9 protein-coding genes are annotated in these 14,583 nt (G+C 52.3%); all 9 read right to left on the bottom strand.

Going from position 1 to position 14,583, the window contains the following annotated elements; translation table 11 throughout:
* Positions 1–41: 41 nt before the first annotated feature.
* The 9 genes from AC5SV9_RS12570 to AC5SV9_RS12530 all read right to left on the bottom strand — a co-directional run bounded on the left by AC5SV9_RS12570 (position 42) and on the right by AC5SV9_RS12530 (position 14,511).
* Positions 42–2,771, bottom strand: coding sequence for a discoidin domain-containing protein (locus tag AC5SV9_RS12570; protein ID WP_475149878.1), 2,730 nt, complete (start codon positions 2,769–2,771; stop codon positions 42–44).
* A 29-nt stretch (positions 2,772–2,800) separates the two neighbouring features.
* The gene (locus tag AC5SV9_RS12565; RefSeq protein ID WP_475149880.1) at positions 2,801–5,767 is read right to left on the bottom strand and encodes a TonB-dependent receptor; all 2,967 of its coding nucleotides are present in this window, start codon (positions 5,765–5,767) and stop codon (positions 2,801–2,803) included.
* Positions 5,768–5,904: 137 nt separating this feature from the next.
* A complete protein-coding gene (locus AC5SV9_RS12560) occupies positions 5,905–6,564 on the bottom strand; it encodes a gluconate 2-dehydrogenase subunit 3 family protein (RefSeq protein ID WP_273021492.1) in 660 nt (219 codons plus the stop codon).
* Position 6,565: 1 nt separating this feature from the next.
* Positions 6,566–8,362: a GMC oxidoreductase gene (locus AC5SV9_RS12555; protein WP_475149882.1), complete on the bottom strand. Its 1,797-nt coding sequence runs from the start codon at positions 8,360–8,362 to the stop codon at positions 6,566–6,568.
* Positions 8,363–8,501: 139 nt separating this feature from the next.
* Positions 8,502–9,404 carry a sugar phosphate isomerase/epimerase family protein gene (locus tag AC5SV9_RS12550; RefSeq protein ID WP_273021490.1) on the bottom strand — a complete coding sequence of 301 codons (903 nt, stop codon included), beginning with the start codon at positions 9,402–9,404 and terminating at the stop codon, positions 8,502–8,504.
* Positions 9,405–9,416: 12 nt separating this feature from the next.
* Positions 9,417–10,172, bottom strand: coding sequence for a 3-keto-disaccharide hydrolase (locus AC5SV9_RS12545; RefSeq protein WP_273021489.1), 756 nt, complete (start codon positions 10,170–10,172; stop codon positions 9,417–9,419).
* Between the two features lie 150 nt (positions 10,173–10,322).
* Entirely contained in the window at positions 10,323–11,336 is a 1,014-nt protein-coding gene (locus AC5SV9_RS12540) for a LacI family DNA-binding transcriptional regulator (RefSeq protein WP_475149885.1), read from the bottom strand.
* A gap of 101 nt (positions 11,337–11,437) precedes the next feature.
* Complete coding sequence (locus AC5SV9_RS12535) at positions 11,438–12,631, bottom strand: acyltransferase family protein (RefSeq protein WP_475149887.1); 1,194 nt, start codon at positions 12,629–12,631, stop codon at positions 11,438–11,440.
* Positions 12,631–14,511 carry a glycoside hydrolase family 3 N-terminal domain-containing protein gene (locus AC5SV9_RS12530; RefSeq protein WP_475149890.1) on the bottom strand — a complete coding sequence of 627 codons (1,881 nt, stop codon included), beginning with the start codon at positions 14,509–14,511 and terminating at the stop codon, positions 12,631–12,633. Before AC5SV9_RS12530 ends, AC5SV9_RS12535 begins: the two co-directional genes overlap by 1 nt.
* Between the last annotated feature and the right edge of the window lie 72 nt (positions 14,512–14,583).

Raw genomic sequence — 14,583 nt, 5'->3', positions numbered from 1 at the left:
CAGCATAAGCTGCGCCTTTGTGTGCCAACATTGCTTTTAGCTTAAAGCACGGGCCCAATCAGCTCAAACTCTGCTACCTGCATTAAACTGTTATCACCTTTGTTTTTTGTGATTTCAATGCGGTAATGGCTGAAACTGCGGCCATTAAGCAAGCTGAAGCTGCGCCGCTCAGCCCGGGCAGCAAAGCTTTCACCAGCCCAGTCTCCCAGCTGTTGCCAGCTTTCACCATCGTTTGAACCAAGCAGCCGGAAGTTCTCCGGATCGCGCTCCGGCGCGTCGTTAGCACTGGTGATGGCAAAGGTATTCACAATCACCGGCTGTGGTAAGCTGATTTCCAACCAGGAGGGCGCTTCAACCGAGGGTACGCCGCTATTATCCAGCCATTTGGTTGCCGGGTTGTTGTCAAATGCCATAGTACCGGCTTCGCCATCACTTATTGCAGCGCGCTCTGTCACCCCGGCAGCAGCATTATCACTGTGATCCTGCGCTTGAACCTGCGGGCCTATCAGCTCAATTTCAGCTACCTGCATTAAGCTGTTATCACCTTTGTTTTTAGTGATATTCAGCCGGTAATGGTGATAGCCCATTGCATTAGCCACCGCAAACGTTTGCCGCTCGGCGCGCTCACTAAAACTGATACCGGCCCACTGACCCAGGCTAACCCAGTATTCGCCGTCATTCGATGCCAACAGGCTGAAGTTCTCCGGATCACGCTCCGGTGCATCGTTGGCGCTAACCAACGCCAGCATATTTACGGCCTGCGGCTCTGCCAGTACAACGGCAGCCCAGGCTGGTGCTTCTGCCGATGGTACTGCCGTGTTGTCCAGCCACTTTGTCTGGCTGTCACCGTCAAACGCATAGTCAGCTGCTTCAGCATCACTGATAGCGCCGCTTGACGTTACCTCTGTTGCTGTTAAAGCGTGATTCAACGCCGGTACTGCCGGGCCGATAAGCTCAATTTCAGCAATTTGCATTAAGCTGTTATCACCTTTGTTTTTGCTGATATTAAGCCGGTAGTACTGATAAGCCAGGCTATTAGTGGTGCTGAATAACCTGCGCTGGCCGCGGCTGTCAAAGCTCTCGCCAGCCCATTCGCCCAATGTCAGCCAGCTCACACCGTCATTCGATGCCTGCAGGTTAAAGTTTTCCGGATCGCGCTCTGGTGCGTCATTGGCGCTACTGATCGCCAGGCTGCTAACAGCTGTGGCGTCGCTAAACTGAATTTGCACCCAGGAAGGCTGTTCTGCCGTTGGCACTGCGGTGTTGTCCAGCCACTTAGTGCTGAGCAAGCCATCAAAGGCCATTTCGGCACGCTCTGCATCACCGATAGCACCTCGGGCGCTGATGCTACCGCCTTGCTGGATCTGGTCCGGATAAACCGGGCCAAACAGCTGTATTTCGGCCAGTTGCATTAAGTTGGTATCACCTTTGTTTTTGGTGATATTTAGCCGGTAATAGCGATACGGCAGGCTGTTATTAAAGGCAAAATCCTGCGCAGTAAAGCGACCTTCAAAGCTAACACCGGCCCATTGCCCAAGCGTCAACCAACTTTCTCCATCATTGGAAGCCTGCAGGTTGAAGTTTTCCGGATCGCGGTCTGGCGCATCATTAGCACTGGTGATCGATAGCACGCTGACGGCTTGCGCCTCGGCAAACTGCAGTGTTAACCAGGCGGGAGCTTCTGCAGTAGGCACAGCGGTATTATCCAGCCATTTCGTCTCGGCGTTGCCGTCAAAGGCCTGATCGCCGCTTTCACTGTCACTGATAGCACCGCGGTAACTTATTTGTGCCCCGGCCAGATAAGCCGCCGTGGTGTATTCACGAATAGGCCCGCTACTGTTATCTGCCACCACCAGTGGCAGTTCAATATCAATAATGCTATCCGGGGTTAATCCCAACTGTGCCAGTACCGGGTGGCCTTGCAACGCATCAAGCAACTGCTGGCGCAAAGCAGTGGCGGCTGTTTCATCGCCCTCTGCCGCCAGCGCCACCTGCGTAGCCGCCGCCGCAAAACTGTCAGCCAGCGTTGCATCAGCATCAATGTGAGCGAAGGCCGCATTGACAAAAGACAGCCTTATCAGCTGGTTGCTGCTTTGAGCAAAGTTTTCCGCGTTATCAGCACTTTGCAGCGGTTGTTGCATCAAATTAATGGCCGGCATGTCAACACCGAGAATACGCAGCAGCTGAGCAGAGTATTCCAGCTGTGCCGGTTCCAACGTCGCCAAAGCAGATACATTGCGCCCACCGGCAATTGCTGCTTCCAGCAACTGGCTGGCAAAGGTGGTCAGTGCATTTACCTGCACCGAAGCCTCCGCTGTGCCATCGGCAGCAGCGCCAAGCGGTGCTTTTAACCAGAACAGGTTAGTCAATGTTACAGCGCCAAGCGCGTCTGCGCTGACGTCACCGCCCAAAGCTGTGTCTCCACACAGACGGAGATCACACAGCATAAGGCTGTCAGCGTTAGAAGTAACAGCGAGTTTATGCACTGCGCTAAAAGCATAACCCGGTGCAGAAGTCAGCGTTAACGACGCTTTGCCACTGCTGTCGGTTTGAATTGCAGTACTGTTTACCGTAGTACCGTTTAACGCACTGACACTAACTGCCGCGCCGGTTAAAATGCCTTTTACTGCACTGGCGTCAATCTCTGCAGAGGTTGATACCGGTGCCGGTGCATCATTTGCATCTGGCGTGTCGCCACTATCGCAGCCGGTTAACAGTGCTAAAGCCGCAGTCATCGCACACAGCAGCTGACGTTTTTGTATTGTTTTCATTATTTATTCCGCCTCTTTATCTGCCTGGTTCAGAAGTTAAACGTGATACCTGCGTAGTAGCGCCGGCCAGAGTAGCTGTTGTTTAAAAAACGTGCATCGGTATCGTTACCTAACCTCGATGTTGATTCAGATTTGGTCAGGTTGATAACCGATGCCGTGAGCAACCACCGCTCTGTCAGGGCATAGGAAGCATTGACATCTATCTGGTCGTAAGGGTCCTGATACACGTTTAAGCCGCTGTTAATGCCCAGCACTGTTTCGCCACGTTTGTTGTAAGACGCACGGATGCTGTAATCATCTGTCTCATAAAATGCAGACAGGTTGTACTGGTACTTAGCACTGCCTACCAGCGGCGACTCGCCGAATTTCTCGCCATCGACGTTCACATCTGCCTGGTTCGTTTTGTTGTAGGTGTAGTTGGCATTTATGCCGAAGCCATTCTCAAACGCATGCTGGATAAACAGCTCAACCCCCTGCGACTTGGCATTAGAGCCATTACCAACAGTGCTGTAAGGGCTGATAGTGATCTGTCCTGGCTCCACTACGCCTGGCTCACCGGCAAAATCGCGTACCGAGTCAATCACCAGTGGCACCACGAAGTTATCTACATCTTTGTAAAACAGTGCCATGCCCACTGCCGAGCCGGTGCCGTAGTAATATTCTATCGACAAGTCAGCCTGCATCGATTCAAACGGTTTCAGGTTTTTATTACCGCCACTGCCGCTAAAACCGGGTTGGGTATTAAAAGCGGCACGGTCATCTGCCCATTCGTCTGAAACAAAACTAATACGCTCCTGGCTACCCAGATCGCTGTAACCCGGCGGCGACATCACTTTGGCCAATGCACCGCGCACCACCAGATTTTCGCTGGCGTCCCACACCAGATTCAGGCTGGGTAACACATAGGTTTCTTCACTGGTTTGCGATATCAGCTGCCAGTTTTCAACAAAACGGGCATCGCCGGTAACAGGTAAACCGGTTACATCGTCGGTGTGATCAAGGAAATAGGTGTATAAATCGGTCGATTCGCCGGTGGTTTTGGTTTTGACTATCCGCACACCGGTATTACCGCGAAAATCGCCGAAGCTGAAATCGCCCTGCAGGTAAAATGCCTGGCCTTTTTCGCGGATATTGTAGACAAAATTGTCTTCAATCCGGGTATAGGGTTTGTAGTTGCTTAATATAATGTCGCGGTACTTATCCCAGTCGACAACCGGCATCAGGTTAATGTCAAAGCCTCCGGCAATATTGCCTTCGCCCTCTGGTTTTAATACATCTCTTGCCAGCGGCATACCGCCGTTCCATTGATAACTGTCAAACTGATCGATACCACGGCCGCTGGCCAGCGCACCTTCGATATCAAAATCCGGTGCCAGAAAGAAATTATTACCGGTTTCGCGGTGTAACTTGGCATCACGGAATTTTAAACCGCTGCGGATCAGCGTGAAAATGCCCCATTCGACATCAAAATCGACATCCAGCTGATAGTAGCGCTCTTCCAGCGTGCTGCGCACAAAGCTGGAGTTTGATGAACCCGGATCACGCCCACCGCCAACACCGTTTAGCAAATTGGTCAGGGTGTTTGGGTCCATATACATTGACATACGATCCCCAAGCGACCAGCCTGCATATTGCGCCGCATTCTCAATGAAGGGCTGGTTTTCACCCCAATTGGAGCTTTTATACGCGACATCCCAGCTTTCGGTCGGCCCACCTTTTGCTTCCGTGTTACCGGCAACCAGTTTCAGCCGGTAGCTGTCACCTTCATAGCTGAAGTTAAAATCGAAGGTATCAGAGGTTGATTCCTCGCGCACATAACTGCCGTTCATCCAGGGAAACTGCAGGTCATTTTCTGCACCGCCGGCGCCGACGGTATAATCCATGCCGGTGATAATGGTACCTGAAGCATCCAGCGTAACGCCGGTAAGAAAATTAGGGTTTAATGACCACTCAGGCATCGACACCACTGAACGGGTTCTATCCTGGCCCAGGGTAAAACCAAAGTAGTTAAACCCCAGCTCTATGCGGTCGGTGGGGCGCCACTGCCCGGTAAGCTGCAAACCTTCGCGCTCGCGCTCTTCCTTGGTAACACCAACGCGCGCTACCTGTGGAAACCAAACACCATTGTAAACATTACCCTGAGCATCGGTCAGGGCTGCCCAGTTATTGTTGTTGTCTACCGGGTTGCCATTCACATCAACGGCTGCGTCTGCCACGCCGCTCCAGCGCCAGACATTTGAATCTGTGCCGCCTGCCAACACCCGGCTGGTGCGGTTTTGCCGGGTATACCCCACCAATAACCCCAGGCTCTCAGCGTCGTTTTTCCAGGAATATACGCCGGTAAACTGTGGCTCATGTTTGTCGGTAACATCAGCATAAGTTGATTCAATATTCAGTACACCGGAATTGGCGTCCATATCGAACGGTTTACGAGTATGCAGCAATACCGTACCGCCGACCCCACCAGCGTCCAGCCTGGCTTCGGGCGATTTAAACACTTCAACGGTCTGGATCATCGCCGACGGCAGCAAGGTGTAATCAAAGGAACGTGACGGCTCGCCGGGTGACGATGCAATAAAGTTACCGTTTAACTGGGTAAAGGTCAGATCGGACGATAAGCCGCGGATACTGACTGTTGAGCCCTCACCACCATCGCGCTGGATCACAACCCCTGGTACCCGCTGCAATGAATCAGCCACGTTTTTATCCGGAAACTTACCGATATCCTCAGCGGTAATCGCATCGACCACCGCACTGGATAACCGTTTTATCGCCATATTCTCAGCCATACTGGCCCGGATCCCCCGAACCTGTACTACCTCAATTTCAGCTTCGGCTTTGGTTTCTGCCGTGGGCTCAGCTTCCTGCGCTAATGCCAGGTTGCTGCCGGCAGTTAACAGCAGGCTAAGGCTTACCGCCTGCGCTAACCGGTGTTTGCGCAGCCTGACCGGCTGCATGGTATTCCCCGTTTTGTTGTACCCGTTTTTACTGTACATAGTGTGTTGCTCTCATTTTTCTAGTTTTAACTATTGTTCTGAGCAATGAGTTTCTCTTACTGCCTAAACGCAATCAGAACCCTGTCTTCTATCACTTGTGTCAGATTGAGTAGCCCTCTGAACGCAGAGGGCCAGATTTAACTTTTTAGTTTCAGCTTGCGCAGCACTTCGTCAGATGGGCCGTCAAAACTGGGCATGGGTTTATTGCCGATATAGCCGATGTCGGCCATACCGGGTTCAGTGGTGTAAAACGCGGTAGCCGTTAAGTCGCGCACTTTGGCAAAAAAGCGCGCACCGTGTTTTAAGTGGGCAGCAGCTTTGGGTTCAAAACAGATATCGTCACAAATTTGTCGCTGCTGGTCGGGACTTAGCTTTGCAAAGGCTTTGTCAAACCGCTTTTTCGCTTCGGCGTTTAGCCAGACCAAGCCGCCACGCACCAATACCAAATCTGCTTTCTGCTGCGGGTAAGGTGCACTGACCCATTCATTGATAAAGTGCTGGGCACCAAGACTGGCAGCTGAAGGCGACTGCGCATCAGCCGGAATAATAATGTCAGCCAGCACCGCTAAATCATCCAGCTCGGCCTGGGTCAGCGTCATCGACCAGGGTACAATCGGCTTTAACATGTCAGGATCGGTCGGCCGGTAAATCAGTTCGGCGCCTTTGGTTTTCGCTGTTACCGCAGCTGCATGGCTTGCCATGCTCATTACCGGCATAGCGACAGCCGCCGTTGCCAGCAGCTTTAATGCATCACGGCGTTTAACATTAGTGATCTGGGTTTGTTTGTCGTGTGCCATGTTAAATATTCCTTTGCTTGAACTGCTCAACAATGTAATCACTGGTGCGCCAGGCCAGCGCCAGAATAGTCAGGGTGGGGTTTTTATCGGCGTTTGACGCGAAAGGCGCACCGTCAGCAACAAAAAGATTGGGCACATCCCAGGCCTGGCAGTGCTGGTTCAGCACCGATTTTCTGCGGTCAGCGCCCATAATAGTGCCGCCGACTTCATGAATAATGGAGCCGCCGCTGGCAATAGCCTTACGACCATCGGTTTCGATATTGCTGGTTACCTTGCCACCCATACCGGTAATAATGTCAGCAAAGGTTTTTTGCATATGCACGGCCTGATTGATCTCATGCTCTGACCACTGCCAGTGAAATTTCAGTACCGGTATCCCCCACTGATCGACGACCGTCGGATCCAGTTCCGCGTAGCTGTTTTCATTCGGTATCATTTCACCACGTCCGGCAAAGTGAACAAAGGTGCCGTAATAACGCCGGCACGCCTGCTTAAAGTCGGCGCCGTATGCGCCCTCAGTAAAGCTCTGCAGCCCACCAAAAGCACCCGCGCCCGGCATGCCCCGGCCACCGCTCATTTCAATATGATAACCACGGGCAAAATTCAGCTTGCCTGCCTTTTGTTGTTTGTATAGCCACCACGGCTGATACAAATGCATACCAGACGCACCGTCTTCGTTCATCGGAGGCAGGTTTTCCAGTGCCGGGATCTGCCCACTGACACCCGCGCCAACCGTATCCATCAGGTATTTGCCAACCAGACCGGAACTGTTGGCGATACCATCGGGGAATAGCGGGCTACGTGAATTAAGAAAGATCCGCGCCGTTTCAGCTGCACTGGCCGCGACAACGACAGCACGGCCTTTTACTTTCACTTCCTGACGGCTGTTTTTATCAATATAAATGACGCCGTCAGCCTTACCGGCTTTGTTCAGGGTCACTTCGCGAACCATGGCATCAGTGATAATGGTCAGGTTACCGGTGGCCAGTGCCGGTGGAATTAACACCGTGGTCGACTGAAAATTGGCCTTAATCGAACAGCCACGGCCACAAGGCGTCGCCCAAAAACAGGCCGCGCGGGATTGCATAGAATCAGCAACTACTTTTTGCCCCAACGCGCTGTTTGGAAACAATTTTGCAGGCAAGCGGGTGTGATCCTGGCGCTGACTTAAAATAGCCAGATGTGCCGGGATCACCGGAATATTCAGCTCGTCACAGGATTTCTTTGCCAGCAGCTCATAAGCACGCGGTTTGGGCGCCGGTTGTAAAATGCCCTCTGGCGAGTCCGGTGTGTTTTCCAGGCCATGACCGGTTTCACCGTATACACCAATTAACATTTCAGTTTTATCGTAATAAGGCGCTAAGTCGGCATAGCTTATCGGCCAGTCAAGCCCTAACCCATCTCGGCTGTAGGGTTTAAAATCATACTCGCCGTTGCGCAGTGAAATACGGCCCCAGTGATTGGTGCGCCCGCCGAGCATGCGGGCGCGCCACCAGTCAAAACGCTGCTGTGGATCACGGCTGGCCTGGGTATAAGGCTCACCCGGTACTTGCCAGCCGCCGTCAATGGTAGCGTCATAAAAACCGAAGGGTTTATCCGGCGTGCTGGCGCCACGCAGCGGCGCTTCTTTTGGCAGATTAAACATCGGTGTTTCTGTTACCGGGTCGTAATGACGGCCGGCCTCTAGCATCAACACCTTTAAACCGGCAATGCTGAGTATCAATGCCGACATACCACCACCGGCCCCTGAGCCGACCACTATTACATCATATTCCTGTTGTCCGGACGGTCCTGACATCTTGCGCTCTCCTCGTCTGCACACTTTGCAGTAATGTGCCTTGTTATAATATTTTTACCGGTGCGGTTTTTGCCTGCTCTGGTTACACATGTAACCGGTTACACGCAAAACCCAAAAATACCGGACGTTCAGGGCAGCCTTAACGTCCGGCATGGCTGGCGACAGCCAGCAATAAATCTCTGGTAGCCCGGATACCGGCATCTTCGTCAGCATTCTGACCTTCGTACTCGATACCGATATAGCCCTGATAGCCTGATGCCTGGATCAGCTGCCACATGCGTTGATAATCAATGCTGGTTTCAGCACCTGAGGCATCAAATGCATAACTCTTTGCACTGACCCCTTTGGCATAGGGCAGCAGCAATTGCATACCCTGATATTTGTCACCACTGAAATTACCAAAATCCGGCAAACTGCCTGCATTCCCAGCCTGCTGCAGCACTGTCGCCAGCCAGCTGGCATGCATCGAGTGCCCCATATGGTTCTCAACAATGATGCTGATGCCAAAAGGCTTGGCAAAAGCGGCCAGTTGCTGCAAACCTTGCACAGCAGCCTGCTGCATTTTTTCAGCATCCGTTGTAGCGTGATCAGCGATACTGACGCGTATCGCATGACAGCCCAGAAAAGCAGCTGCTTCGACCCATTTATAATGATTTTCTACCGCCTGTTGCCGCTGCTTTTGGTCTATAGCAGCCAGATCACCTTCAGCATCGACCATAATCAGCAAACTGCGGACACCGCTGTCATCGGCGCGCTGCTTTAACTGGCGCAAAAACGGCTGGTCCTGCGCTTTGTCGGCAAAAAACTGATTAACATATTCAACTGCGCCCAGCTGAAAATCGCGCCGGGTTTTTACTGCAAAATCCAGTACCTTAAGCTGACCGGCGCGCAGTTGGCGGTGCAAAGACCACTGCGCCAGCGAGATCTTCGGCTCAGATGGCTCAGATGCCAGCAGCTGCCAGCTAAGCGGCAACTGGCAAGTCAGACCGGCTGCTGCGGCAAGGCGTAAAAATTGGCGGCGTTTAATGTCAGTAGAATGCATAGCGGGTCCCTGTTATAGCGCTCGGATACGGATCTGGCGAAACGCAATTCTGTCGCCATGATCCTGCAGCATGATATGTCCGGGTTCATCGGCTCCCAACACATGTTCGGGAGCAAACTTGCTTTGTGCCGCCCGCTTTTGCCAGTCAGCAGAGCCTAATTCAAACTGCAGTACCAGCTTGCCATTCAGCCAGTGCTCGACATGCGGGTAGCGCACGACAATGCGTGTATTGTTCCAGCTGCCGGCAGGTAAATGGGCGTCAAGCTCAGGCGGGTAAATATCAAATAATGCAGCGGTAAAATGAACAGGATTATCGTGACCTGGATAGTTATCATTATCCAGCAACTGGTACTCTAAACCACCCGAACGTATTTCGCTGTCTGGCCCGGCGACTTTGTAAAAGATACCACTGTTGCCCGATGCAGCGATTTGCCACGCCAACTCCAGCTCAAAATCGGTAAAACTCTGTTTACTGACAATGGCACCACCGCCAGCTGCAGTTAGCACCAGCGCGTCATCAATTATTTGCCATTGTTCAGCAATGGCTTTGCCGTCTTTACCTGTCCAGGCCTCGACAGACTCACCATTAAACAGCCATTGCCAGCTGCCGGAAGATTGTGCGTCAGTGCTTGTTTTTGTGTCAGTAACAGGCGCAGTGGTTGCAGCGCTTTCAGTACTGGTTGAGGCAGGTTTACAGCCAGCCACCACAATGCATAACAGACATTGTGCCACGGCACGCACAACTGCCCCTGAGTTGGTTTTATTCACCCTCACTCTCCCCTTGCTGACACCGGTATAACTGCAGGCCGGTATGGCTTGTTATATTTATTGTGATACAGGCAACTCTGTGGCTGCCCAATGAAACCGGTTACATCATTTAACCTAAATCTCTGGCGGAATTTTGTCAAGCGGGATTGGTTATTTTTTATCCGTGATTATTGCCGTGCTGTCACGCACCACCAGCCTGTATGACAGCATCATATGCTGCTGGGCTAAAGGCTCGCCTCTCATCAGTTGATACAGTGCGCGCATCGCCTGCCGGCCTAACTGCTCTGCGGGTTGATCGATAGTCGTCAGGCTGGGCTCGGTGAAGGCAGCAAACTCAATATTGTCAAAACCTGCTATCGCAATATCCTGCGGCACACGCAGCCCATGCTGTCGCAGACAACGCATAGCGCCAATGGCCATTTCATCATTCATGCAAAAAATAGCCTGCGCCCGCTCTGGCTGCTGTAGTAAACGCAGTGCGGCTTCATGGCCCGATTGCATGCTGAAATCCCCTTCCACCACAGCATTAGCCGCTAATGTTAAGCCCGCACCGAGCAGCGCATCTTTCATGCCTGCTAAACGGTCACGCACTATGGGGCTATGCGCCGGCCCGGTAATCACCGCCAGTCTTTTCAGGTTTAGATCAAGCAAATGCTGTGTCAGGGCGCGGGCCGCGCCGCGGTTATCCAACTCAACCACCGGATAACCGGCGGGTTCATCGATGCGCTCACAGGCATTAACAAAAGGCACTGTCGCCGCCAGCTTGCGATCTTCCTCGGAAAACGGATAACGGCTATCAAGTTGAATTAAGCCATCCGCCTGGCTGGTCAGGCCCATGCGGGCATATTCCTGCTCACGGCTGACGCTGCCCTGAGTATCCCCCAGCAATACCGCATAGCCACAGGCCTGGGCTTCCTGCTCAATGCCGCGGATCACACGGGAAAAAAATGGGTTAGCGACATTAGGCACCAGCACCACCACTGCATAAGCCTTACCTGAGCTGAAATTACGTGCCAGCTGATTTGGCCGGTAACCGGCACTTTGCACTGCCTGCATAACGCGTTGCCGGGTGTCCGGCGATACCAGCTCCGGGTTTTTCAGTGTGCGCGATACCGTTGCGGTAGATACGCCGGCGAGTTTGGAAACAATCCTGATGGTGCTCATGCTGGTATCGTTTTAGCTTTACTTCATCGTACCTTAATCTGCACACATAAAAATTGCCAGAACTCAGGTGCCCGAACTAAAAATATGCCGCTTTTAACGCATCATACCTTTAAAAAAATGCCACGCTTGTAGCACCAGTGCATCAGCAGATACGACAGCAGTAAAAAGCTGATGGCAAAGGCCAGTGAACCGTTATAGTTGCCAAAAGCCGGCTGATACAGGTTACTGAACAACCAGCTTTGCAGCGAGATATCGCCTACCGGGATCATGCCGAGCAAACGGGCGGCAATACCGGCAAACATAAAAAATAAAATGGCATTGGCACCGAATACCACAAAAGGTGCGCTCCATAAGCGGTATTTTTTGATATCGCACAGCCACAGGCAGGCGGCCAGCGCAATGGCACAATATCCGCTGCTTAGCAGTACAAAGCTCGGCGTCCATAAACTTTTATTAATCGGCAATGAGAAATGCCACAGTTCTGCCAGCCATACGGCGACCACGCCACACAGCAACAAACCACGGGCTTTTTGCACCAGTGTGCGCTGCGCCTGCAACCACTGCGCTATCAGTAAACCACTGACACAGCTGGCGATGGCCGGCAGTGTTGACCACAGGCCTTCCGGATCAAACGCAAAGGGCGTCGCGGTGCGGTAATACACATGCTGCGCACCCAGTACAGTATGATCAAGCCAGGCAGCAAAGCTGTTGCCAAACTCCAGTAAACCAACAAACTGCTGGCCGTATGCGTCCTGGTACGGTAAATACCACATTGCGGCCAGATACAGCGCACACAACATTAACATAGCAATAATGCGGCCGCGCGTAGCGCAGTACAGCGCTATTAACATAGTAAAAAAGTACACCAGCGCAATGCGTTGCAATACTCCCAGCGCCCGCACTGCCATCAGTTTCTGCTCGATGTAATTGTAGGAAGGGTCGCGGAAATTATAGTAAAACAGCACCAGAAACAGCCCCAGCAGGTACAGCTTAACCGAACGCAGTAAAGCGTGTTTTAACAGTGCAGCTTTTGTGGCTGTCTGCTGTCGCTGCAGACTAAGTTGCAGTGACATGCCAACAATGACAATAAAAAACGGAAAAATCAGGTCGGTAAAGGTCCAGCCGTGCCATTTGGCATGCAACAGCGGGCTGTAAACGTAGCTCCAGCTACCGGGGTTATTAACCAGGATCATCGCGGTAATGGTCAGGCCGCGCAGCACATCAAGTGCAAGCATGCGGTTAGCCGGTACCGCGGCTAAAATAGCCTGGCAATGCTGCCGGATAGCTGCCAGCATCAGTTCGCGGCCTGCGATACGGTTACCGGCAAAGCACCGGTTAAACTGTATTGTCCAAGTAGCGCCTGCGCAATCGCTTCATAGGTCGCATTGCCGGCATTCATTGCTGTGGCATCTTCTGCGGTGTTATAGGCGTAGCTGGCCAGCACAATATCTGCATAGCTGCCATAGCGGCTGATATCATAAGGCGCACGCAGGCTTAAAAAGACATGCGGCTTTTTCCGCGCTTTAATTTGCGGCAGTAAGGTTTCATATTGCAGCGTCTGCCTCTCATACGCCGCCGCTATGTTAGCAACACCGGTTAAGTCATCCATACCGCCAATATCGGCCAGGCTTTGCATCGGTGCGATAAAGCCACTAATCACCACATCCGCTGCAGCAATTTTAGCGCCAGCGTCGGTTAAATCGGTTTGCTGCAGGCTTATCGTGTCTATCGAAAAATGCTGTTTGCTGTAGTGCTGCAAGGCCGCCGACAATGCTTTCGCTTTAGTCTGATCCGGCATCACCAGTAACAGTTTCTTTGTTTCGGTAAGTTTAAACGGCAAGTAACCTGCGGTGGGTTTTACCTGTGTCAGAGCCGCTTTGGCCAGTGCTAACTCGGCTTGGCGGTGCTTTGCATTGCCAAGCGCCTGCTGTGCTTTTTTAATTTGCTGTGCAGGTGTTTTTTCAGTTGGCAGCAATGGATACTGCTGTTTTAGCGCAACAATGCGCTGGTAAGACTGTGCCAGTTCAGTTTGATCAAGCGCACCGGATTGCACTGCGCTCTCCAGCGCAGTCAGCAGCTCTGACAGAGCCTGCAACTCGCCCGGATGCTGCAGCTTAACTGGCATCAGTGCAATGTCGGCACCGGCAGCAAAGGTTTGTACTACGGCTTCAGTGTGGCTAAAAAACTTGCTGATCCCCGCCATGTCCAACGCATCTGTTACGATAACGCCGTTATAGCCCATATCTTCGCGCAATACGCCGTGCAGAATTTTGCGTGACAGCGTAGCCGGTTTTAGCATGCTCTCACCGTCTTTGGAGACAAAGGTGCTGTTATCCAGTGCCGGGTATTGAATATGCGCTGTCATGATCATACCGGGATTATGCTGCTTTATTATGTTGGCAAATGGCAGTAAATCGACTTTACGGATTTGCTCAATGCTATGCTCTACCCGCGGCAGGCCCAGATGGCTGTCTACCTCGGTATCACCATGGCCCGGAAAGTGTTTCAGTGCGGCTATCATGCCACGCTGCTGCATCGCCGCAGTCATGGCCCCTCCCAGGTCAGCCACCATGGCGGGATCTTCACCAAAAGCACGCACATTAATTACCGGGTTTTGCGGGTTAACGTTAACATCAATGGTCGGGGCAAAATTCAGGTTTATACCCAGCGGCAGCAGTTCATCGGCCAGTACCCGGCCCACTTCAGTGGCGAAAGCTGTGCCGAAAGCACTATAAGTTGCACCAATCGCCATATTGCCGGCAAAAGAGGTTGCCAGACTGCGTGGCAAGCGGGCGACCCGGCCACCTTCCTGATCAATGCTGATAAACAGTGGTAGTTTCAAAGCCGACGCCGCCGCTGCGGTTTGCATGTCACGGTTTAACTGCACAATTTGTGCGACATCCTGCAAATTCTCCGCAAACAGAATAACGCCGCCGATATCGTAGTCGCGGATAAGGTTCGCCAGTTCAACCGGCAGTTTAGTCATCGCTGTGCGGCACTGGCCATTAACCGGCGCTTCTTCACAGTAATAGCGCAGGTCAAGCATCAATTTCTGCCCCAGCATCTGTTTAACGCTGGCTTTAGGCACGTTGCTATCAGCAGCCATAGCTAACGCCGGTAAGGTGAAACTGCAGAGACTGAGTAACAGCAGTGAAGCGCGGTTTAAGCATGACATAGCATTCCTGAAAGTGAGAACCATCACGGCGGTATCCTGTTATTGTGTCGAAAGCAGGATGCAGTACAACAA

Source organism: Rheinheimera sp. ATLC3 (genome assembly GCF_059429535.1).
This window is presented reverse-complemented; position numbering and strand designations above follow the sequence as displayed.